A 23,289-nucleotide genomic window follows, 5' to 3' on the forward strand; every position below is an offset into this window, starting at 1 on the left:
ACAGGATTTATTTATTAACAATCTTTATGCTAATTTACAAAACCTCATTTAATGATAGTACTAAGGTATAAACATTTAACCGAGACCGACAAACCGACAACCGAAATCCGATCATGTTCGCAATTTTAAACAAAGAAATAAACTCTTTTTTTTCCTCGCTTACGGGGTATTTGGTTATTGGGGTGTTTTTGGTGGCTTGCAGTCTTTTCTTATTCCTTTTTACCGGGAATTACAATATTTTAGATAACGGCTTTGCAGACCTAAAACCATTTTTCAATCTAGCGCCCTGGATCTTTATCTTTTTAGTACCGGCAATTACGATGAAAAGTTTTTCTGAAGAAAAAAAACAGGGTACTATGGAGCTATTACTCACCCGCCCAATTGGTTTTAATCAATTAATTTTGGGTAAATATTTTGGCGCACTGTTATTAATTCTTTTGGCAATTATCCCCAGCATTTTATATGCAATCACCATTTATCAACTGGGCGATCCCGTTGGAAATCTCGATTTTGGCGCCACTCTGGGCTCTTATATTGGCTTGATGCTACTTGGCGGTTGCTACGCCGCTATTGGTGTTTTTGCTTCCGCTTTATCTCAAAATCAAATTATTGCTTTTATTATCGCGGTGTTTTTATGTTTTCTTAGTTTTTTCGCCTTTGAAAATTTAGGGAATTTCGATCTTTTTGGCAGTACCGCTTATGGCCTGGAATACCTGGGAATTAGTTTTCATTACCAGAGTATTAGCCGGGGAGTTTTAGATACGAGGGATCTTATTTATTTTCTAAGTTTTATCATTTTATTTTTAGCATTCACTAAGCTAAGATTAAAAGCCATTCAGCAAAAATCCTAGTTTTGAAACAACAAAAAACTTATAAAAACGCATTCCTAATCCTGCTTGCTCTGGTGGCCGTTAACCTGCTGGCTGCAAATTTCTTTGCGCGTTTTGATCTCACCGGTGACAACCGTTATTCTCTTTCTCCCGCGGCGATGCGTATTGTTGAAGACGCGAAAGAACCTATAATCATCAAAGTTTTTTTACAGGGAAATTTTCCCTCGGAATTTAGGAGGTTGCGGAACGAAACCCGGCAGATGTTGGAAGAATTTTCAGCATACAACAGCAATATAAAATTTACGTTTACCAATCCTTTAGAAACCAGTAACAATGCCGAAGCCACTGCACAGGAATTTTATAAGCGAGGCATGGCCCCCGCCCGGGTAAGCGTAAAAGAAAATGGAAAAACATCTGAAGCTTTAATCTTTCCCTGGGCAGAAGCCAGTCTGGCAGGGAAAAAGGTGCAAATTCCATTGCTAAAAAATAAACTTGGCGCGACCGATGAGGAACGCGTTTCCAACTCGGTGCAACAATTGGAATATGCTATCGCCAATGCATTAAATAAATTAATTTATCCGAAGCAAAAGAAAATTGCTGTAATGCGCGGCAATGGCGAACTTAAAGACGCTTACATCGCCGATTTCATTAAGACCCTGCAGGAATATTATTTTATGGCACCATTTACTTTAGATTCGGTAGCCGAAAATCCACAAAAAACCCTTCAGGAATTAACAAAATACGATTTGCTCATTGAAGCAAAACCTACCGAGGCTTTTACCGAGAAAGAGAAATTCGTGCTGGATCAATACACCATGCAAGGCGGAAAATCGTTATGGCTCACCGAAGCTGTAGCGATGGAAACCGATAGTCTTTTAAACCCCACCGGGAAAGCTTTTGCTTTACCGCGGGATCTCAACCTTGGCGATTTCTTCTTTTCGTATGGGGTTAGGATCAACCCTGTATTGATAAATGATATTTATTCAGCACCCATTATTTTGGCTTCGGGGCAGGGAAATAACACCAGGTTTAATCCATATCCCTGGTTTTACAGTCCGCTTACCACCTCGCCAAATAATCACCCAATTATCAACAATATTGAGGCGGTACGTTTTGAATATGCCAACCAAATTGACACCCTGGCCAACGATGTAAAGAAAACGATTTTATTGAGTAGTTCACCACAAACCAGGGTTGAAGGCACACCTAGGGAAATTAGCCTGGAAATTGTAAACAAAGAACCAAACCTGGCTACTTACAAAGATGGAGAGCAGCCCATGGCGGTTTTATTGGAAGGTAAATTTACTTCAGTATATAAAAACAGGATAAAACCTTTTAAAATCAATAATCCGCTAAGAGAAAGTATTCCCACAAAAATGTTGGTGATTTCTGATGGTGATGTGATTAAGAATACTGTACAGAAAGGCAAACCTTTAGAGCTTGGGTTTGAACGTTATACCGGTAACACTTATGGTAATAAAGAATTTTTGCTCAATGCCGTGAATTATATGTTAGACGATACCGGACTTATTGATATAAGAAGTAAAGAAATTAATATTGCTTTTCTTAACGAGCAAAAAGCGGCCAATGAAAGGCTAAAATGGCAATTAGTAAATCTGTTGCTTCCGTTGTTTCTCTTAGGGGGTTTTGGTTTAATCTTTAAATTTTTCAGAAAGAAAAAATATCAGAAATAGCATTTTCTTCTGAAGTTATCGGGTCGAAGAAAGTAACATATTAACAATAAGAAAGATTTTCGCTGCGACACTCCACTAATTTTCAGCAGTATAACACATAATTTCAAGATTACAATGTTAATAAATACTATCTTGAAAGCGTCCTGAATTTACCAGATTCAATATATTTGTAAACGATTCTAATTAATCACAAAGCCGATGAAATTTATTGTATCCAGCAGTTATTTGCTGAAACAGCTTCAAATATTGGGTGGCGTAATAAACAACACCAACACCCTTCCTATTTTAGACAACTTTTTATTTGACCTTAATCAGGACGAACTTAGTGTTTCTGCTTCAGATCTTGAGACTACCATGTCTGCAAAGTTAAAAGTAGAGTCAGATTCCGAAGGAAAAATAGCGGTACCGGCAAAATTACTTTTGGACACCTTAAAGACTTTTCCCGAGCAGCCACTAACCTTCGTGGTAGAAGATAACAACACTATAGAATTGAGTTCCAATCACGGGAAATATGCACTGGCTTACGCCGATGGTGAGGAATTCCCTAATCCCGTGGAACTGGAAGATCCCAGCAAAACCATTATTGAAGGAGATATTTTGGCCACGGCCATTAGCAAAACCATCTTTGCCTCTGGAAATGATGATTTACGCCCGGTGATGAGTGGTGTGTTTTTTCAATTCACTACAGATGGGTTAACCTTTGTGGCTACCGATGCTCATAAACTGGTAAAATACTCCAGGGAAGATGTGAGCGCCACCGAAGCTGCCGATTTTATCATGCCTAAAAAACCTTTAAACCTTTTAAAGGGTATTTTAGCCGGAAGTGAAAGTGAAGTTCTTATAGAGTATAACGACGCCAATGCGAAATTCACTTTTGACGATACCCAGTTGGTTTGCCGACTTATAGACGGGAAATATCCAAATTATGAAGCGGTAATTCCTAAAGAAAATCCGAATAAGTTAAGTATAGAACGCAACCAATTTTTAAGTTCGGTGCGTCGTGTTTCTATTTTCTCTAACAAAACCACCCACCAGGTGCGCTTAAAAATCGCAGGAGCCGAATTAAATATTTCTGCGGAAGATGTTGATTACAGCAACAAAGCAGAGGAACGTCTTACTTGTGCTTATGAAGGAGACGATATGCAAATTGGCTTTAACTCTCGTTTTCTAACAGAAATGCTGAATAATTTAAATTCAGATGAAGTGCAGTTGGAAATGAGCTTGCCAAATCGCGCAGGAATTCTTACGCCAATAGATGGTTTAGATCCCGGGGAAAAGATTACCATGCTCGTTATGCCGGTGATGCTTAATAGTTAAGCCCCCTGGCTCCCTAAGGGGGAAGCCTCCCCCAGCCCCTCCCAAGGAGAGGAGAAAAAATATAAAATCCTCATAATCCCGTATAGGTATCGGGAATGTGAGGATTTTTTATTTAATTATTTTATGATTTCTATGGTTAATGGATAATTCGGGATTTCGCCGTTGCTTACCTTAATGGCGTTTATAATTGGGAGGATTAATATTAGAATCCCAATAATTAAGAAGCCAAAAAAACCAAGTCCGACAAGGAATATTAGCGGAATACAAATAATACTGTAAATAAACATACTTATTTGAAAGTTGAGGATTATTTTACCGTGAAAATCCATTCCCGCTATTTTATCCTTTTGGGTAAGCCAAAGAATTAAAGGAACAATAAAACCTCCCAACCCGGTAACAAGGCTTAATAACTGGGAAAGATGGGTAAGCATAAGCATTTGTTTGTCTTCTCGCATTTGTTTGTAATTAAATAACTGGTTTTCGTATAATCTCATCTCTATGAGCTCCTAACTCTCTGTTTATAAATAAGACGATAAACTTTACTAATTGTTACATATTCTAAAAAGATCAATTTTTCTCCCCCTCTCTTGGAGGGGGTTGGGGGGAGGCTTATCTTTGCCCTATGAAATTAAATGACACCATTGTTGCTCTTGCGACGCCATCTGGCGCCGGGGCGATTGCTATAATAAGAGTTTCGGGTCCCGAAGCTTTATCCATTGTTTCGCCACTTTTTAAAGCAAAAAGCAAAAAAAACCTGGAAGAACAGCCCAGTCACACTTTGCATCTGGGCAATCTCGTGGATGCCGAACGCACCTTAGATGAAGTTTTAATTTCGGTATTTAGGGCACCTAAATCTTATACGGGAGAGGAAACGGTTGAAATTTCATGCCACGGAAGTCCGTATATTCAGCAAGAAATTATTCAGCTGATGATAAGAAAAGGCTGTAGATCTGCCGAAGCAGGTGAATTTACTATGCGGGCGTTTTTAAATGGAAAAATGGATTTAAGTCAGGCTGAAGCGGTGGCCGATTTGATTTCTTCTGAAAATCAGGCTTCCCACCAAATGGCGATGCAACAAATGCGCGGCGGATTTTCGAACGAGATACATCGCTTGCGCCAGGAATTGTTGGATTTTGCTTCTTTAATTGAATTGGAGCTCGACTTTTCTGAAGAAGATGTGGAATTCGCCAATCGCGATCAATTTAAAGAATTGGTTGCGAGAATTCAGCAGGTTTTAAAACGTTTAATCGATTCTTTTGCAACGGGTAATGTGCTTAAGAACGGAATTCCGGTTGCGATTGTGGGCGAGCCAAACGTAGGAAAATCTACTTTACTCAACGCACTTTTAAATGAAGAACGCGCCATAGTCTCTGATGTTGCTGGCACCACAAGGGATTCTATTGAAGACGAAATGAGCATTGGCGGCGTGGGGTTTAGATTTATCGATACCGCCGGGATTAGGGAAACCGAAGATAAGGTAGAAAGCATCGGGATAAAGCGGACTTTTGAGAAGATAAGTCAGGCGCAGGTTGTTGTTTTTTTGCTCAATGCAGAAAACTTCAAAGTGGAAAGTTCGAAGTTCAAGGTTGAAATTAAGAAGATTCACAATCAGTTTCCACAGAAACCACTTTTAATCCTTGCCAATAAAATAGACCAACTTGTAGAAGAAGAGAAAACGCGATTGTATAAAGATTTAAACGAAGTTGAAGGCGCAAGTTTACAATTAATCTCGGCTAAAACCGGTGCCGGGGTTGAGGAGTTAAAGACAAAATTACTCGAATTTGTCAATACAGGAGCTCTTAGAAACAACAACACCATCGTCACCAACTCCCGTCATTACAATGCGCTACTTCAAGCCCTTGAAGAAATCAACAAAGTGGAAGAAGGTCTAAACTCAGGTTTGTCAGGCGATTTATTGGCTATAGATATTCGTGAAGCTTTAGAATATTTTGGAGAAATCACCGGCCAGGTTACCAATGACGAGTTACTTGGGAATATATTTTCTAATTTCTGTATCGGGAAATAAATAAAACAGCAAATCTATAATTTAGAAATTGGTCAAGGCATACACCAAACTGTTTACTGCACGGCTCATAATTTCGAAGTCTAAAGTATCAATAGTATCGGTAGCTTTGTGGTAGTGAGGATTCCCGTGGCCTCCAGTTCCAATCACCATGACGGCCGGAATTCCATATTGCCAATAATTGCGATGATCAGAAGGACCGTTGTTTCGGTAATTATCGGCATAAGATAAGCGTCGGGAATCAATTTCTCCATAGGCTTTCAACAATTTGGATATGTTTTTATTGAATGTATCAAAACGCTTAATACCGGAGACTATTAAAAAGTTTTTACTGGAGTTACTATCAGCATTATACTCGGGTTCTTCATGGTAATAGCCAATCATCTCCAGTGCGATCATTCCAATATATTCTATGTTTTGATCTCCAATAGATTTTGCATGAATATAACTTCCCATTTCTTTCTTTTTAAAAAACGGTGGCTCTTCCAAACAAAAGGAAACAAAATCGATTCCGTATTCTAATGCTACCTCATTCTTTGTTAGCATTCTTGCTATCTCAAGTAATCCTGCCACACTACTGGCATTATCATCTGCCCCGGGCTGGTCCTTATACACATCATAATGCGCCCCAATAATAAAGCGTTTTGTTTTCTCGGGCTGATATTTTGCGATAATATTCTCGTAAGGTTCCTCCCCTACCAACCATTCTTGTCGCGCGGTGCGTAAGCCTATTTTCCTGAATTCATTTTCAATAAAATTTGCCGCCTTCTTAAGACTTTTAGGATTTTTATAATTCCTGAACGGATATATGGATGTAAGGAATGCTACATCTCGATATAAAATATCTTTATTTGCTTTTATTTTATTTCCCACTCCAAATATCTTTATTGCCTTTGATGTCCGATAAAAATATAACTAATTAGCTTGTTCTTTTTTATAGCAATGCCGCAAAACGCTTTCACAATTATCCTTCTTGCTATTTGAAATCTTCAGGAAAAAGACTTAGTTGAAGAATATTACTTATTAAAAGGCTTGATTCTCGGTTAGTTAGAATTTAGTCTTTTCTCTTTATTCTTGCAGGAAAGCAATCTTATTTCTTTACCGACCAATAGTAATTTACTACTTAAAAATATTTTAAACCCTGATGGACATTACTCAAAAATAGTTGTTTTCACAGACAAAACCTACGTAGGATTCTTGCCGGGTACAGAGCTTCCTGCCTTTTTAGGAATGTATAATCACGCTTAGGCAGTTTCCCAACGTCAATCAACAACTCAATCCTCTGTTCCAAAACTCCTAAACCGAGTTAGAAAAACAAAAAATGCACCATAAGAAATAAACCCAACAGCCGTGAAAGCCATCAAAATCCGACCTGAACTAGATTGATCCATAAAGGCAAAAGCATCTTGCATGCCTTTAATATCATTACTTCCCGAATAAATTCCGGCACGAAGGAAAAAATAGGCGATAATTAGCACTACAAAGGCACGCGCGTAGAAACCAAACCTTCCTACAGACCTAATTATGCGATGGTGTTTTTGTCCTTCTAAATTAAACTGATCCAGCAAACCTCCTTTAAATGCCCCCCTTATTAGAATAACCGCCTGAACAAGAAGTATGATTCCAACACCTATAAAAATATAGGAGATTACTGAGGGATCTAGAAAACTCATATAACGCGTTTCAGAATCTCCCTTATACGAGTTTGTAAAAAGGTGGTAAAAGGCCATGATAGCTACAGCCGTATAAACCAATCCCGTAGTAAAAAGTCCGAATCGGCGAGACTTCGACCTTCGGGATGAGTCGAGTTTTTCAGGGTTCTTAATGCTTTGTAGAAACATCCAAAACGAATAACACAATAAACCAACGCCAAGAAATAACAACATTATTTGTCCGAAAGGCTGTCTTTTTAGAAAAGTAAGAGCCTGATTGGTTCCAGAGCTTTCACCTCCCATTCGTAGTGCGGCCAATAAAGAAAGCACCCCAATCACCAAATAAATAATCCCTTTGGAGATAAAACCAATAATGGCCACGGTTTTATAATATTTTCTCACTTAAAATATTGTTTTCACTAAATGCTAAAGTTACGATTAGTCTAAAAATTCAACAACCCCGAACCAAAGGCACGAGGTATGCTTTTGTAAAAAGTTCTTCTATTTCGAGCCAGGTCCCGGGGAAATAAACCTCATGCTATCGCCTTGCGGTTAAAAGATGATAATCGGCAGCTCTTAGATACTAAATCTACTTTTCGTTAAGACCTGAACGGCAAGATGTTTATCTGGCTAGCTCGGCAATTTTTTCAGCATCAATATCCTGATGGGAAGCGTGATGAACTACTTCCTTATTTTGCAAAACGATAAGCTGCGGACTCTCATGTCTTACATTCAATTCACTTGCCACAGCATTAGAAACTTCGCGATGCTTTCTTAAATCCAGAAAATAAAGTTTAACATCTTCATTTTCAATATATTCTTTTTCAAAGCTCTTAAGCACCATCCGGCTTACTCCACAGCTAGTAGAATGTTTAAAAACCGCTATTAATTTATCTTTAGACTCTTCTAAGGCAATAGTGATCTGATCTTTATCGGTTAAAGGATGCCAGGTAATTCCATCTTCCTGCTTATCGTCTTTATCAGAATTAAAAAATTTATCCAATATTCCCATAATATGATTTTTTACAAATTTAAGTTTATAAAATTAAGTAGAACTACTTCATCAAATGATTAAGAATCTATTAACCTAAATAGACAATTTGTCGGTTAATTATTAAAATATAACGCCATAATGTCATTATTCTACATTGGTATATCAATTGCTCTACTTCAGAAAAATAACGGAAATGAATTTTAAAAACTTTACTATAAAATCACAAGAGGCCATCCAGCAAGCACAACAGCTTGCCCAGGAAATGGGCCATCAGCAAATAGAAAATGAACACATTTTTAAAGCCATTGGTATGGTAGATGAAAATGTTGCGCCTTTTCTGCTGAAAAAACTGAACATTAACGTAAATCTTTTCAACGAGATTCTCGATAAAACTTTAGAAAGTTTCCCTAAAGTGAGTGGTGGCGATATTATTCTCTCACGAGAAGCAGGTAAAGCTATGAATGAAGCCAGTACCATCGCTAAAAAAATGAAAGATGAATATGTTTCTATTGAACATTTAATTCTGGCAATCCTTAAATCCTCAAGCAAGGTTGCCCAAATATTAAAAGACCAGGGTGCCACCGAAAAGTCTATGAAGACGGCTATTGAAGAATTACGGCAGGGCGATAGAGTGACTTCCCAAAGCGCAGAAGATACCTATAATTCCTTGGAAAAATATGCCAACAACCTCAATAAAATGGCCGAGGAAGGTAAATTAGATCCAATTATTGGAAGGGATGAAGAGATTAGAAGGATTTTGCAAATCCTGTCCCGAAGGACCAAGAACAACCCTATGCTGGTAGGTGAACCCGGAACCGGTAAAACTGCTATTGCCGAGGGTCTGGCACATAGAATAATTGCCGGTGATATTCCCGATAACCTAAAGGATAAAACCATATATAATTTGGATATGGGGGCACTTATCGCCGGTGCCAAATATAAAGGGGAGTTTGAGGAACGTTTAAAAGCGGTGATCAAGGAGGTGACTTCCAGCGATGGTGATATTGTGTTATTTATTGATGAAATCCACACCCTGGTAGGCGCCGGTGGCGGACAGGGAGCTATGGATGCCGCCAATATTTTGAAACCGGCCCTGGCCCGAGGTGAACTTCGCGCTATTGGAGCCACAACTTTAGATGAATACCAAAAGTATTTTGAACAGGATAAGGCCCTGGAGCGAAGGTTTCAAAAGGTGATGGTAGAAGAACCCGATACCGAGAGTGCGATCTCCATTTTAAGGGGAATTAAAGAAAAGTATGAAACCCACCACAAGGTGCGTATTAAAGATGAGGCTATTATTGCGGCAGTAGAATTATCACAGCGGTATATTACCAACAGGTTTTTACCCGATAAAGCGATAGACCTTATGGATGAAGCTGCTTCTAAGCTACGTATGGAAATTAACTCCAAGCCAGAAGAACTGGATGTATTAGATCGTAGGATCATGCAATTGGAGATTGAAATTGAAGCGATTAAACGTGAAAAGGATGAAACCAAACTAAAAACGCTTCGCGCCGAATTAGCTAACCTCAAAGAAGATCGTAATGAGTTAAATGCCCGCTGGCAAAATGAGAAGAGCGTAGTAGATAATATTCAGGGGTTAAAATCTGATCTTGAGAATTATAAACTGGAGGCTGAACGTGCCGAGCGGGAAGGCGATTACGGTAAGGTAGCCGAAATTCGCTACGGAAAAATTAAGGAAGCCCAGGAAAAACTGGAAAAATTACAAAAAGAAGTAGCCGAAAAGAAGGAAACTAACACCTTGATCAAGGAAGAGGTGACCAACGAAGATATTGCAGAGGTTGTCGCCAAATGGACGGGAATACCTGTCACCAAAATGCTGCAAAGCGACCGTGAAAAGTTATTAAAACTGGAAGATGAACTCCATAAACGAGTAGTTGGCCAGGAGGAAGCTATTGTAGCAGTAAGTGATGCAGTAAGAAGAAGCCGTGCGGGATTACAGGATCAAAACAGGCCTATTGGATCCTTCCTGTTTTTAGGAACCACCGGCGTTGGTAAAACCGAACTTGCGAAAGCCCTGGCAGAATACCTCTTTGACGATGAAGCAGCGATGACCCGTATAGATATGAGTGAATACCAGGAGAGGCATTCTGTGAGTCGTTTGGTTGGAGCTCCTCCCGGGTATGTAGGTTATGATGAAGGTGGCCAGCTTACCGAAGCCGTGCGAAGAAGACCTTATTCTGTGGTGCTTTTAGATGAGATTGAAAAAGCGCATCCAGACACTTTCAATATTTTATTGCAGGTGCTGGATGAAGGCCGGTTAACAGATAATAAAGGCCGTCTCGCCGATTTTAAAAACACCATAATTATTATGACCTCAAATATGGGAAGCCATATTATTCAAGAGAAATTTGAGAATGTGCAGGATTTAGATACAGCAATGGAAGCGGCAAAAACCGAAGTTCTGGGACTGTTAAAACAAAATGTAAGACCAGAATTTATTAACCGTATTGACGACATCGTGATGTTTAGTCCGTTATCAAAAGAAGATATTCGCAAAATTGTTTCCCTGCAATTAAAAGGGGTGAAGAGAATGTTGGCAAAACAAAATATAGTTTTAGATGCCACTGAGGAAGCAATATCTTATCTATCGCAACTTGGTTTTGATCCTCAGTTTGGAGCGAGACCGGTAAAACGGGTTGTTCAAAAAGAAGTGCTGAACAAACTTTCTAAAGAAATACTAGCCGGTAAAATCACTACAGATAGTATTATTTTGATCGATGAATTTGATGAGCATTTGGTATTTAGAAATGAAACCAATGCAGTGCCCAATGATTAATCACGGGCAAGATTTAATAAAAAAAGGCTGTCTAAAATTTTAGACAGCCTTTTCTTTTTTGTTGCAACGAAATTACATTTTATCAATTTCGTCTTTCAATTCTTCCTTCGTTTTTCCGGTTTTTTCCTGTAAACGACCAAGCATTTCATCAAATTTACCTTCAGAATACGTAGTGTCATCATCGGTCACATCACCATATTTCTGCTTAAATTGACCTCTTACCTGTTTCCACTTTCCTTCTAATTGATCATTATTCATAACTATTGGTTTTAATTGTTAATAACACCTCTAAGATACCATGAGCTTAAAGTTCAAACTCTCAAAATACTCCCATATTTATCTTAAGGATTTGTTATTTTTGCCCTTGTAATAAGAGGCCTTGCTAAATGAAAACAAAGCAGGTTATTTCCAGGAATTTTAATTATGAAAAGAATTATTTTATTACTCCTTTTAAGCGGGAGTATTTTAAGTTGTGCCACTAGCAGAAAAATTGAGCAGCAGGAAATAAAGTTAAGTTATTTGGACGATGTGGTCATTCCCAATGACTTGGAATTTGATGGCATCAAGGTGGGCGGAATTTCCGGAATAGATTATCACAACGGAAGCTATTATTTGGTTTGTGACCAACCTTCTAATCCCCGCTTTTATAAAGCAGAAATCCCCATGATAAACCGTTCTTTAGACACTGTATTAATTACAGAAATGATAAAACTGGACAACGAGCAGGATTTTATAAAGAACAATACCTTAGATTTAGAAGCCATTAGATTTGATGCTGAAACCAACAAAATCATTCTTACTTCTGAAGGTTCCATTAAATATGGCAAGGATCCCGTGGTATTTGAAGTTTCTCCAGAGGGTCAATTTCTGGCCGATTACAAGATCCCAGAGTATTTTAGAGTTTCTGGCGAACAAAAACCAAGGCATAACGGGGTTTTTGAAGGGCTTAGTGAAAGTTTCGACAAAAAAGCCTACTGGGTAGCCACTGAACTTCCCCTGGAAAAAGACGGGCCAAAACCTAAAGTATTTCCGACGAAATCTATGGTGAGAATCACAAAATTCAATAAAAAAACCAAAGAGGCAGAACGCCAGTTTGCCTATAAATTAGACGGAATTTCAAAATTACCTATAAACTGGTTTGCGGTAAACGGGGTAACCGATATTCTTGAATATGCTGAAGATAAATTCCTGATTTTAGAACGGGCATACTCCGCCGGTTATGGCTCTAATGGGAATACGGTAAAAATTTTTCAGGTTGATGCCAGCAAGGCTAGCAATACTTTAGCAATAGATAATTTAAAGAAATCTGATTATCAAAAAGCTTCAAAAAAACTGGTTTTCGACTTTAAATCTATTAAAAGTTTTCTAACGAAAGAAATTATAGATAATATTGAGGGTATGACATTTGGCCCCGATTTACCTAACGGAAAAAAGTCGCTTATTCTGGTTTCAGACGATAATTTTAGTAGCTTTAGCAAACAAATCAACCAGTTTATACTTTTAGAATTGGAAATTAAATAAAACACTATGCATTATTTTATTCCCACTAAATCAATAAGAATAAAAGATATTTTGCGCGGAATAATTTCAGTATTTCTAATCACTTGTAGTTTTGCGCTTCTTACATCTTGTGAATTTGGGGAGAAAGAGCCTGAAGATATTTTAGAAGATGCCAGGAAACCTTCCGAAGAAATCACCACGTATTACTTTATTCGACACGCTGAAAAAGATACCACAGATTCTGGAAATAAAGATCCTAAACTCACCGAAGCCGGATTAAAACGAGCGGAAAACTGGGCAAAAACTTTTAAAGATATCGATTTTGACCTTATTTATACTTCAGATTATAAACGCACAAAAAACACTGCCAAACCTATTGCGCAAGCTCAAAATAAAGAGCTTAATTTTTTTGACACTGAAAAGTTAAACAGCAAGAAATTTCAGCAGGAAACAGAGAACAAAACGGTTTTAGTAGTGGGACACAGTAATCTAAATCCCGAATGGGTAAATTATATTTTAGGAAAAGAAAAATATGATGACCTGGAGGAAAGTGTTTATGGCAGTTTATTTATTGTGACGATTCATCCCAACGATAGCCGCACTGCTAGCGTGCTGTATTTTGATTAAGCTTTCAAAATTGACTCTGCTTCGAAAAATAAAAAACCCCTAAATCCCCTAAAGGGGACTTTGTCACTCCTTTCGTTTTAGCAAATTCCCATTAAGGATAAGGCAAAAGAGCTGAAAAAGCATTGTTTCTTCCGACGATAGAGTAATCTTTCTTCTTGCATTAAACTTTTGCTACTCTTTAAAGCTGTGCCAGGATCTGCGCACAAATAATGATTGCTACGAGTGCAAAAGGATATACCGCCGCATAAGCCACCTGGGGACCTGCGGTATCGGTCATAGAATCTACAGCGCTTAAGCCGGGAGTACTAGTCATACCCCCCGTAAGAGCTCCAAGAATAGACAAAAAATTAATTTTCATAAACCAATGGCCAATCATCACTACCAAAAACAAGGGTATTACGGTAATAATTGCACCAATACCAAACAAACTAATGCCATATTCGGCAATGGTGGGTTGAATATGTGTTCCTGCCGCAAGGCCAACCGGCGTTAGAAATAGCAGCAAACCTAGCTGTCGCAAAATCTGGTTTCCGGTACCGGGCAGATTCCAAAGCACTTTTCCTGTTCTGCCAATTCGGCTAAGAATAAGCGCGGCCAGTAACACACCCCCGGTAATTCCCAAAGAAAAAGAACCTCCACCGAGAAGCGGAATTTCTATAGCACCTACCAGCAAACCAATAACAATTCCCAGCGCTACAGGAAGAAAACTGGTTGTTTCTACCTCTTTCATACTATTTCCCAAAAGAGAGGAAAGTCCGCTTACGTTCCCCCTGGTTGTAGAAATAAGCAACCTATCACCATATCGCAATTTTAAGGTAGGTTTGGCAGGTAAGTCTATTCCTGCCCTTCTCACCCGGGTTACATTAGCCTTAAAGTTATTTAATAAGTAAAGATCGGCAATTTTCTTTTTCACAATATCCCGGCGGGAAACCACATACCAGTTAATTTCGTAAAGTCCGCTGGTGGGAATTTCTATATCGGTAACTTTCCCCAAAAGAATCTCAACCTTTTTTAAAGCTTCTTCGGTACCCACGGCCTTTATAAGGTCTCCTTTATACAAAACAGCATCAGGAGTTACGGGAACTGAATTTTTATCGGGACGCATAATCCTGGAAATATTTGCCTTTGTCATGGCCCTTACTTCAAGTTGCTCAATAGTTTTTCCGTTTATATTACTATTGCTAATAATAAAATTGCGATTAAATACCTCTGAGGTTTGGCTTGTTTCTGCTTCGCGATAATTTTCTTCCTGCTTTTTTATTTTTACGCGGAATATATGTGGTGAAAGCTTTACAAAAAGAATTACTCCCAGCAAGCCAAACGGATAAGCGATCCCGTAGCCAATAGAAGCCAGGGGAGAATTTGAAGCCTCTATCGCTGCGGCCAATCCCGGGGTACTGGTTAAAGCGCCGGTAAAGAGCCCTACGGCAATATCAAATTCTACATCGAAAACATTGGCAACCAAAGCAGTTATCCCTGCGCCAGAAACCACTGCAATCACCGCCAAACTTATCAACTTACCGCCCTGGGTTTTAAAAACCTCAAAGAAAGAAGGCCCGGCTTGCATCCCAATAGTAAAAATAAAAAGCAATAAGCCTATTTGCTGGATGATAGCGGGTAATTCAAACTGGGTGCCGTTTGAATTTAAGATATACCCATAAAGGATTGCCACAAAAATAACTGCGGAAGAATCTAATGAAATTCCTTTCACCTTTACCTGGCCCAGGGCAATCCCAAAACCAATAATAATAAATAAGGCGATATAATCCTTACTTAAAAACTCTATGAGAAAATCCATATTCCGCGCTTATTTTATCCCTGTCTTTCAAGTTAACATTCCATTTCCTTTATAAAAATGACAGGTCGTAACCAAGCTCTAAATTAGGTAAGAACTACAACTAATCAAATAATACCCGACTTTAAACAACCGAAATCTGACATGAATCATACCCTTAATTTCATTTATGAGCGGCATTCCAAAATCTATATTTTTTTAATTTCACCAGGAATTTTTAGAGTTAGCAGACGTCCATAATTATTGAATTTCTTTTCTGAAGAAGAAAGGAAAGATGTCGATAAAGTATAAGCCGAAGAATTTATATTTTTAAGATAATGACTTACATTTTTTAAACCTGCCAGTAATGGTAAAGCCAAGGCCAACTCCGGTAACAATTCCGGAAAAGATGTCTATCATATCATGATCAATGAAGGAAATCATGATAAAACCGACAAGTAATAAAATAATTCCAATAATTCTAACTTTCATAAATTCTTTATTTCAAGAATAAATATAGGCTCATCTATCCTAATTTATGCCGTTTCTATAGAAAAATATGTGTCCTTTTGTGAAAACCAAAGACAAACAATCTTCTTAAGAACAATTAAAGAATGACTTTTTAGCCAATCTCGAGCTTGGGGAGCATTTATGTTAGGCTCCCGGAAAAATTGAGATCGACAGTAATGAGCCGCACAGCCTGCCCCAATTTTTATCGGAGAATCCTTAGTTATAGGTAGTGCTTTTTAAAATTTCAATTTATTAGGGGCTTGTCGTGAATCAAAAAGTCTTATTATTTCGAGTTTCCCTGCCTTTTCTCTATAATAAAGCGTGTTGTGCTTTGATATTACACTTTTTCTTATCTGAAGATCTTCATTAATTACAGGAAATATCTTTGAGTCTTTAAGTATCAAGTTAATATTATCATCAACTCTGTTAATGAATCTATTTACCATTTTGTCATCCCAATTTAGTTGTAAGTAATCTAATATTGATTCAAAAATCATTCTCGGCAGAAGGGGACCAGGTTACTTTTTTAAGCACTTGTATATCGTTTTCTAATATCAGACATTACTTTTTTATGTTCTCTACCTTCTCCTTTATCAAGTTCTTCAATACCAAGTTTAATGGCATTTTGTTGCTCTTGGGTCAGACTTTTCCAATCATCAAGTTCATTCTTTCCGTTAATATAATTCAACAAAACACCATAAGCTTCTTCTAATTGATTTCCTTTTAATGAATCTAATTTTCTAAATAAGTCTATTTTTATTTCTGCTGAATTCATAACTAAATATTTACAATAAACTACCTCGGGGCAAGCCTCGGAGCTCCCGATAGGTATCGGGATAAATCTCGATTATTGAGTAAAGATAATCATAAAAAAATTGACTTTGACCGAATAGATCAGGCGGTTTTCATCAAATTACCTGTCCCGATTCTTTCAGGATCCTGCCCAAAGGATTCACCCGGATCAGGAATTATAGTATCCTAAGCAGTTATTACAAAAGAACTATAATTCCAGAATTACAGCAGCTATTAGGCACGGCAGTACTACAGAAACAAAGCCCCTACAACACCAGATGTGCCCGGTATGCAAAAAGAAAAACTTATTACCGTGGTCACATTTACAGTTCGTGGTCCACCAAAACGCCGGCTTAACAAATTAAAACAAAATTAAATGATACTGAAAAACGATCCTAAAAGGCGTAATCCAAGACTACATCCAAAAATCAAGAAAAATGGTAAAAAGCAGTGATAAAAAACCCTTCAATACCCAAAATAGTGAAACTTGCTATTTTCTAAGCTTAGGTTTAGATGCCAAATAAAAAGAAAGGTGGGATTCTCTACCTAAAAAACTCAAGGCAAACAGACCAATCCCCATAGTGGCTAATCGAAGAACAGCCGGTTTAGTCAACACGGCATTCATGTTAGGCTTCCGATAAAATCGGGACAGGCAGTACCGGCCACACTGCCTGACCCGATTTTTTCTCGGGGAATGCTTAGTTATTGGATACAGTTTTTTATTAAAATGGTAAATCATCTTCTTCACTTGGGTCGTGTCTATCTATTTTGTCAAGCCTTTGCCATAAATTATTTAAAATCACTTTTTGTCTTTCTTTCGATGAAGAACTTAAGAATTTAGAAAAATCGTAAACTGTATCAACTTTTATTTCTCGATTTTTCCAATACCGAAAATTACCTTTGATAAAACATCTCGCAAGTCGGTTTTGATTTTGAATGTTGTCTTCTAAAATTGAATTTCTATGAACTTCTTGAATTTCTCTTATAATATTCGAAATATCTGTAATGTATTCTGCATCAACATCAATGTTACTAAATATATTCTCTAAACCATCAGCAAATTTCTGGTATATTGCTTTCTCCTCCTTTGAAAATGAAATTTCGCTTGTCAATTCGGAAATCATTTTTCTGTTTAGGTCAAAAAATGATGAAACTCGATTATCATAATCTATTACAACAATATTTTTCAAAAGGTCTTTATACCGAAAGTTTTGAAAATCATTTTCAACGATTATTTCTTCGAACATTTTTCCAATAAAATATAATTCCGTTTTAAAATCATATTTTTTTTCTTTGAAATCATTTGGTGGTGAGTATCTCCAATTTAAGGATATGCTCTTATCAAAGTCCGACTCAAAATCTATTTTTTTGCTAAAGCCAAAATCTATTATTTTGACTATGCCTTCGTTAGAAATCAGAATGTTATCAGGTCGTATATCTCTGTGTAGAATATTTGAATTTTCTAAATGAACAAAACCGTTTATTGTTTGTCTAAATATGTCATTTAATTTGTCAGGGTTTTCCTTTAAAAAGTCAGTTATGTTTTTGCCTTTTATAAATTCCATTAATATATATCCTGTATATTCTTCTGGATACAAATAGTAATTGAAAACTCTAACAATATTTTTATGATTTAAAAGATGAAGTAATTTGATTTCATCTTTGAAATTGTTGAAGAATATCTTTTTGTGCTCCTCGTAATATGGCGAATATTTTTTGCAAACAAATCGCTCATTAATTATTTCATCTTCAAGAAGTACGGTTCTACCAGTTCCGCCTTGACCTATTTCTTCTATGAATTTAAAGTCTTTACTTCTTATAAATTGAATAATTTTTCCTTTCATCGATTTTTGTTCAAATTGCACCCAACGTGTTATATCCAGTACAATATACCTATCTAATCAAAAATATTCAGGGATAAACGCAGGTTTAAAGTGCTTTTTATAATTAAACCCCACAGCCAGAAACTGCAGGGTTTTAAAATAAAATTTCAATTAAATTAAGCTTGACCCGTTGGGCCAAAATTAAGTGGCATTGGGGCTTTTTCATAATCCCTTATTTCGCCGTGTGCTTTTTCAAAACGCTGGATATTATCATTTAAAGCTTTTAGCAAACGTTTTGCGTGCTGCGGGGTTAAGATAATACGTGATTTTACCTTGCTCTTAGGTCTGCCGGGCATGATATTTACAAAATCGACCACAAACTCTGATACCGAATGATTAATAATCGCCAGGTTAGAATAGGTGCCCTCGGCTACGGTTTCATCCAGTTCTATATTGATTTGTCCCTTTTTGGGTTGTTTCTTTTCTTCACTCATATTGTTGCTTTGAAATGTTTAAAATAAAAATACAAAAAATCCCGGCCTAAGACCGGGATTTTAGCTTATAAAAAGAAAAGAGCCGCGATTGCGGCCCTTGTTCCAAACATTAGTTATAATTAACTTCTTGTTTTTGCTCCATCATTTCGTCAAATTCTTCTTTAGAACCAACGATAATGCTATCATACTCGCGCATTCCTGTACCTGCAGGGATCTTATGTCCTACAATTACATTTTCCTTAAGTCCTTCAAGCTTATCGATCTTACCGCTCACCGCAGCCTCGTTCAATACTTTGGTTGTTTCCTGGAAGGAAGCCGCCGAAATAAACGATTTTGTTTGTAGCGATGCCCTCGTAATACCCTGAAGTACCGGAGTTGCCGTTGCAGCAGTTACATCTCTGGCTGTTGCAAGGTTTTTGTCTTCCCTTCTCAACAAGGAATTCTCATCCCTAAGCTCTCTAGGAGAAACAATTTGTCCCGGTTTAAGGTTTTCTGAATCCCCGGCATCATCCACCACTTTCATTCCGAAGACTTTATCGTTCTCCTCAATGAAATCTGATTTATGTACCAGTTGGTTCTCAAGGAAAATGGTATCTCCCGGATCCTGAACCCTTACCTTACGCATCATTTGTCTTACTACAACCTCAAAGTGCTTATCGTTAATCTTCACACCCTGTAGTCTATACACTTCCTGAACTTCGTTCACCAGGTACTGTTGTACCGCGTTTGGCCCTTTAATGTTCAGGATATCTTCTGGAGTAATAGAACCATCAGAAAGTGGCATTCCCGCTCTCACGTAGTCATTTTCCTGTACCAGGATTTGGCTGGATAACTTCACTAAGTATTTCTTAACCTCTCCCAGTTTAGATTCTACAATGATCTCGCGGTTACCTCGTTTAATTTTCCCGAAGGAAACCACGCCGTCTATCGCACTTACTACGGCAGGATTTGAAGGGTTACGGGCTTCAAACAGCTCGGTTACCCTTGGCAGACCACCGGTAATATCTCCTGCTTTAGAAGATTTACGTGGAATCTTAACCAAAATCTTACCAATTCCTATTTTCTCCTCATTATCTACCATAAGGTGGGCACCCACCGGTAGGTTATAAGAACGAATCACTTCTCCTTTTTTACCAAGAATATGTAAAGTAGGAATCAATTTTTTGTTTCTTGATTCTGAAATTACTTTTTCCTGGAATCCGGTTTGCTCATCGATCTCTACCTGGTAAGTTACACCTTGCTCGATATTCTCATATTTAATCTTACCGGCAAACTCTGAAATAATTACCCCGTTATATGGATCCCACTGGCATATAGTATCACCTTCGGCAACATCTACACCATCTTCAATAAATATTTGAGAACCATAAGGAATGTTACTATTACTTAGCACTACCCCGGTTTTCTTATCTTTTATCTTCAGCTCGGCAGTTCTGGAGATTACGATCTCGGCCTGGCTACCATCTGGAGCTTCACCTTTTACTACTTTAAGATCTTCAATTTCTGCACGACCTTCAAATTTAGCCACCAGTTTATTATCTTCAGAAATGTTTCCGGCAATACCTCCAACGTGGAACGTACGAAGGGTTAACTGTGTACCGGGCTCTCCAATAGATTGCGCAGCTACAACACCAACGGCCTCACCTCTTTGTACCAGTTTATTGGTAGAAAGGTTTCTTCCGTAGCATTTAACACAAATACCTTTTTTAGCTTCACAGGTTAATGGTGATCTCACCTCTACGCTTTCAATTGGTGCGGCTTCAATTTTCGCAACAATATCTGCAGTGATTTCATCTCCTGCTTCAACTAACAATTCATTATTTGAAGGATCGTGAACATCGTGCAGGGAAATACGTCCCAGGATTCTTTCTCCTAAAGATTCCACAGTCTCTTCGTTCTTCTTAAGCGGTCTTACTTCTACACCTCTTAAAGTTCCACAGTCTTCTTCATTTACAATAACATCTTGCGAAACATCTACCAATCTACGTGTTAGATAACCCGCATCGGCAGTTTTAAGTGCAGTATCGGCTAGACCTTTACGTGCACCGTGGGTAGAAATAAAGTATTCAAGAATTGAAAGCCCTTCTTTAAAGTTAGAAAGAATTGGGTTTTCAATAATTTCACCACCACCGGAATTCGATTTTTTAGGCTTGGCCATTAATCCTCGCATTCCCGTTAACTGACGAATTTGCTCTTTAGATCCACGTGCCCCAGAATCAAGCATCATAAACACCGAGTTAAAACCTTGCTTGTCTTCGCGAATTCGCTTCATCGCCAATTCGGTAAGACCGGCGTTGGTGGAAGTCCAAATATCAATCACCTGGTTATAACGCTCGTTGTTGGTAATAAGCCCCATATTATAGTTGCCTACAATACCCTCAACCTGCTCGTTAGCTTCATCGATCATCGTTTGTTTTTCTGCAGGAATAATAATATCCCCAAGGCTAAACGACAATCCACCTCTAAAGGCATATCCATAACCCATTTCTTTAATGGCGTCCAGGAATTCACCTGTTTCTGGTACACTGGTTTTATTCAATACACTACCAATAATATCCCGAAGGTTTTTCTTGGTCAATACGGTATTTACAAAACCAACTTTTTCTGGTACAGCCTGGTTAAACAGTACTCTACCAACTGTAGTTTCAATAATTTGATATACTAATTCCCCGGCAGCGTTAAAATCTTTTGCCCTAATTTTAATTTTGGCGTTAAGATCTACCTTTTTCTGGTTGTAAGCGATTACCAACTCTTCATCTGAATAGAACGTAAGGCCTTCACCTTTTACTTTCACATCATCTGTAGATTCCCGTGATTTGGTCATATAATAAAGACCAAGAATCATATCCTGGGAAGGTACTGTAATTGGCGAACCGTTTGCCGGGTTAAGAATATTGTGAGAAGCCAACATTAAAAGTTGCGCTTCTAAAATAGCCTCTGGTCCAAGCGGTAGGTGTACCGCCATCTGGTCACCATCAAAGTCGGCGTTAAATGCCGTACACGCTAAGGGGTGTAATTGTATCGCTTTACCTTCAATAAGCTTAGGCTGAAATGCCTGAATACCCAAGCGGTGAAGCGTAGGAGCACGGTTAAGCAGTACAGGATGTCCTTTAAGAACATTTTCTAAAATATCCCATACAATCGGCTCTTTCTTATCGATTATTTTCTTGGCAGATTTTACGGTTTTTACAATTCCTCTTTCAATTAATTTTCTAATTACAAAAGGTTTGTAAAGTTCTGCTGCCATGTTTTTTGGAAGACCACACTCATACATCTTCAACTCTGGTCCCACAACAATTACCGAACGTGCCGAGTAATCTACACGTTTCCCCAACAAGTTTTGGCGAAAACGTCCCTGCTTCCCTTTAAGGGAGTCTGAAAGTGATTTCAACGGACGGTTTGAATCGGTTTTTACTGCGGAAGATTTCCTGGTGTTGTCGAACAATGAATCTACCGATTCCTGAAGCATACGTTTCTCATTACGTAAAATTACTTCGGGAGCCTTAATCTCCATTAATCTTTTAAGTCGGTTGTTACGAATAATCACCCTTCTATAAAGATCATTTAAATCTGAAGTCGCGAAACGTCCACCATCAAGCGGTACCAATGGGCGTAATTCTGGCGGAATTACCGGTACCACCTTCATAATCATCCACTCCGGAAGGTTTTCGCGATTTTTATTGGCATCACGTAGTGCTTCCACAACCTGAAGGCGTTTAAGAGCTTCAGTTTTACGTTGTTTAGAAGTTTCGTTATTTGCCTTGTGTCTTAACTCGTAAGAAAGTTCGTTAAGGTCTATTCTCTTAAGTATTTCAATAAGACACTCTGCCCCCATCTTCGCGATGAATTTATTAGGGTCGTTATCTTCCAAATACATATTTTCCTGCGGAAGACTATCTAAAACATTAAGATACTCTTCTTCGGTAAGAAAATCCATTTTCTTTAATGGTTCTCCTTCTTCATTTTTAGCAATACCGGCCTGGATTACTACGTAGCGTTCGTAGTAAATAATCATATCTAATTTCTTAGACGGAAGACCAAGTAGGTATCCAATTTTGTTTGGTAAAGAACGGAAGTACCAGATATGTGCTACAGGAACTACCAGATTTATGTGTCCCACACGGTCTCTACGTACTTGTTTTTCGGTTACCTCTACCCCGCAACGGTCACAAACAATTCCTTTGTAACGTATTCTTTTATATTTACCACAAGCACATTCGTAATCCTTTACAGGACCAAAAATACGCTCACAAAACAAACCGTCACGCTCTGGTTTGTGGGTACGATAGTTGATAGTTTCCGGTTTAAGAACTTCTCCGCGAGACTCTGCGAGGATAGACTCTGGGGAAGCTAAACCTATAGAGATTTTATCAAATCTCTTTACTGCATTCTTATCATTATTTCTAGCCATATTTTCCAATATTCAGTATATCAGTATTCAGCAGCAGTAAAAACTACC

General features: G+C 38.1%; 17 protein-coding genes. 7 read left to right on the forward strand and 10 right to left on the reverse strand.

Annotation, left to right across the window (positions count from 1 at the left end; translation table 11 throughout):
• Positions 1-113 precede the first annotated feature (113 nt).
• From gldF to dnaN, 3 genes are all read left to right on the forward strand, one after another.
• Positions 114-851, forward strand: coding sequence for a gliding motility-associated ABC transporter permease subunit GldF (gldF, locus tag BUA71_RS12990; RefSeq protein WP_072880494.1), 738 nt, complete (start codon positions 114-116; stop codon positions 849-851).
• Positions 852-853: 2 nt separating this feature from the next.
• Entirely contained in the window at positions 854-2,524 is a 1,671-nt protein-coding gene (gene gldG, locus BUA71_RS12995; RefSeq protein ID WP_072880496.1) for a gliding motility-associated ABC transporter substrate-binding protein GldG, read from the forward strand.
• Positions 2,525-2,722: 198 nt separating this feature from the next.
• Positions 2,723-3,841 (forward strand): DNA polymerase III subunit beta, encoded by a 1,119-nt coding sequence (dnaN, locus tag BUA71_RS13000; protein ID WP_072880498.1) that lies wholly within the window; start codon positions 2,723-2,725, stop codon positions 3,839-3,841.
• Between the two features lie 116 nt (positions 3,842-3,957).
• Here dnaN and BUA71_RS13005 read toward each other — a convergent pair whose 3' ends face one another.
• On the reverse strand, positions 3,958-4,296 hold the full coding sequence (locus BUA71_RS13005; RefSeq protein WP_072880620.1) for a DUF4870 domain-containing protein: 339 nt from the start codon (positions 4,294-4,296) through the stop codon (positions 3,958-3,960).
• A gap of 167 nt (positions 4,297-4,463) precedes the next feature.
• Here BUA71_RS13005 and mnmE point away from each other — a divergent pair, with 167 nt between their 5' ends.
• Entirely contained in the window at positions 4,464-5,867 is a 1,404-nt protein-coding gene (gene mnmE / locus BUA71_RS13010) for a tRNA uridine-5-carboxymethylaminomethyl(34) synthesis GTPase MnmE (RefSeq protein ID WP_072880500.1), read from the forward strand.
• 21 nt (positions 5,868-5,888) lie between these two features.
• Here mnmE and BUA71_RS13015 read toward each other — a convergent pair whose 3' ends face one another.
• The 3 genes from BUA71_RS13015 to ytxJ form a co-directional block, all read right to left on the reverse strand.
• Positions 5,889-6,737 carry a M28 family peptidase gene (locus BUA71_RS13015; protein WP_175545960.1) on the reverse strand — a complete coding sequence of 283 codons (849 nt, stop codon included), beginning with the start codon at positions 6,735-6,737 and terminating at the stop codon, positions 5,889-5,891.
• Between the two features lie 401 nt (positions 6,738-7,138).
• Entirely contained in the window at positions 7,139-7,918 is a 780-nt protein-coding gene (locus tag BUA71_RS13020; RefSeq protein ID WP_072880502.1) for a DUF1206 domain-containing protein, read from the reverse strand.
• Between the two features lie 220 nt (positions 7,919-8,138).
• Positions 8,139-8,528 (reverse strand): bacillithiol system redox-active protein YtxJ, encoded by a 390-nt coding sequence (gene ytxJ / locus BUA71_RS13025; protein ID WP_072880504.1) that lies wholly within the window; start codon positions 8,526-8,528, stop codon positions 8,139-8,141.
• 175 nt (positions 8,529-8,703) lie between these two features.
• Here ytxJ and clpB point away from each other — a divergent pair, with 175 nt between their 5' ends.
• Entirely contained in the window at positions 8,704-11,310 is a 2,607-nt protein-coding gene (clpB, locus tag BUA71_RS13030; protein ID WP_072880506.1) for an ATP-dependent chaperone ClpB, read from the forward strand.
• A 72-nt stretch (positions 11,311-11,382) separates the two neighbouring features.
• Here the strand turns inward: clpB and BUA71_RS13035 are convergent, their stop codons facing one another.
• Positions 11,383-11,568, reverse strand: coding sequence for a CsbD family protein (locus tag BUA71_RS13035; protein ID WP_072880508.1), 186 nt, complete (start codon positions 11,566-11,568; stop codon positions 11,383-11,385).
• Between the two features lie 165 nt (positions 11,569-11,733).
• Here BUA71_RS13035 and BUA71_RS13040 point away from each other — a divergent pair, with 165 nt between their 5' ends.
• Positions 11,734-12,831: an esterase-like activity of phytase family protein gene (locus BUA71_RS13040; RefSeq protein ID WP_072880510.1), complete on the forward strand. Its 1,098-nt coding sequence runs from the start codon at positions 11,734-11,736 to the stop codon at positions 12,829-12,831.
• Between the two features lie 6 nt (positions 12,832-12,837).
• Positions 12,838-13,437, forward strand: coding sequence for a phosphoglycerate mutase family protein (locus BUA71_RS13045; protein ID WP_083572101.1), 600 nt, complete (start codon positions 12,838-12,840; stop codon positions 13,435-13,437).
• Between the two features lie 178 nt (positions 13,438-13,615).
• Here the strand turns inward: BUA71_RS13045 and BUA71_RS13050 are convergent, their stop codons facing one another.
• The 5 genes from BUA71_RS13050 to rpoC all read right to left on the reverse strand — a co-directional run bounded on the left by BUA71_RS13050 (position 13,616) and on the right by rpoC (position 23,241).
• The gene (locus BUA71_RS13050; RefSeq protein ID WP_072880512.1) at positions 13,616-15,235 is read right to left on the reverse strand and encodes an aspartate:alanine exchanger family transporter; all 1,620 of its coding nucleotides are present in this window, start codon (positions 15,233-15,235) and stop codon (positions 13,616-13,618) included.
• A gap of 1,012 nt (positions 15,236-16,247) precedes the next feature.
• Positions 16,248-16,496, reverse strand: a complete 249-nt coding sequence (locus BUA71_RS13060) for a hypothetical protein (protein ID WP_072880516.1) — start codon at positions 16,494-16,496, stop codon at positions 16,248-16,250.
• A gap of 739 nt (positions 16,497-17,235) precedes the next feature.
• Complete coding sequence (locus BUA71_RS13065; RefSeq protein ID WP_072880518.1) at positions 17,236-18,357, reverse strand: protein kinase family protein; 1,122 nt, start codon at positions 18,355-18,357, stop codon at positions 17,236-17,238.
• 155 nt (positions 18,358-18,512) lie between these two features.
• Entirely contained in the window at positions 18,513-18,830 is a 318-nt protein-coding gene (locus tag BUA71_RS13070; RefSeq protein ID WP_072880520.1) for a DUF3467 domain-containing protein, read from the reverse strand.
• 109 nt (positions 18,831-18,939) lie between these two features.
• Positions 18,940-23,241 carry a DNA-directed RNA polymerase subunit beta' gene (rpoC, locus tag BUA71_RS13075; protein WP_072880522.1) on the reverse strand — a complete coding sequence of 1,434 codons (4,302 nt, stop codon included), beginning with the start codon at positions 23,239-23,241 and terminating at the stop codon, positions 18,940-18,942.
• Positions 23,242-23,289: the final 48 nt, after the last annotated feature.

The sequence above is a fragment of the Salegentibacter echinorum genome (genome assembly GCF_900129445.1).
Lineage (GTDB): Bacteria > Bacteroidota > Bacteroidia > Flavobacteriales > Flavobacteriaceae > Salegentibacter > Salegentibacter echinorum.

What these genes read in the sequence shown, in the direction of transcription:
- BUA71_RS13040 (WP_072880510.1), top strand. Translation starts at nt 11,734, where the DNA reads ATGAAAAGAATTATTTTATTACTCCTTTTAAGCGGGAGTATTTTAAGT.
- rpoC (WP_072880522.1), bottom strand. Translation starts at nt 23,241, where the DNA reads ATGGCTAGAAATAATGATAAGAATGCAGTAAAGAGATTTGATAAAATC.
- BUA71_RS13065 (WP_072880518.1), bottom strand. Translation starts at nt 18,357, where the DNA reads ATGAAAGGAAAAATTATTCAATTTATAAGAAGTAAAGACTTTAAATTC.
- BUA71_RS13045 (WP_083572101.1), top strand. Translation starts at nt 12,838, where the DNA reads ATGCATTATTTTATTCCCACTAAATCAATAAGAATAAAAGATATTTTG.
- dnaN (WP_072880498.1), top strand. Translation starts at nt 2,723, where the DNA reads ATGAAATTTATTGTATCCAGCAGTTATTTGCTGAAACAGCTTCAAATA.
- gldF (WP_072880494.1), top strand. Translation starts at nt 114, where the DNA reads ATGTTCGCAATTTTAAACAAAGAAATAAACTCTTTTTTTTCCTCGCTT.
- clpB (WP_072880506.1), top strand. Translation starts at nt 8,704, where the DNA reads ATGAATTTTAAAAACTTTACTATAAAATCACAAGAGGCCATCCAGCAA.
- BUA71_RS13005 (WP_072880620.1), bottom strand. Translation starts at nt 4,296, where the DNA reads ATGCGAGAAGACAAACAAATGCTTATGCTTACCCATCTTTCCCAGTTA.
- BUA71_RS13050 (WP_072880512.1), bottom strand. Translation starts at nt 15,235, where the DNA reads ATGGATTTTCTCATAGAGTTTTTAAGTAAGGATTATATCGCCTTATTT.
- BUA71_RS13060 (WP_072880516.1), bottom strand. Translation starts at nt 16,496, where the DNA reads ATGAATTCAGCAGAAATAAAAATAGACTTATTTAGAAAATTAGATTCA.
- mnmE (WP_072880500.1), top strand. Translation starts at nt 4,464, where the DNA reads ATGAAATTAAATGACACCATTGTTGCTCTTGCGACGCCATCTGGCGCC.
- BUA71_RS13035 (WP_072880508.1), bottom strand. Translation starts at nt 11,568, where the DNA reads ATGAATAATGATCAATTAGAAGGAAAGTGGAAACAGGTAAGAGGTCAA.
- BUA71_RS13070 (WP_072880520.1), bottom strand. Translation starts at nt 18,830, where the DNA reads ATGAGTGAAGAAAAGAAACAACCCAAAAAGGGACAAATCAATATAGAA.
- ytxJ (WP_072880504.1), bottom strand. Translation starts at nt 8,528, where the DNA reads ATGGGAATATTGGATAAATTTTTTAATTCTGATAAAGACGATAAGCAG.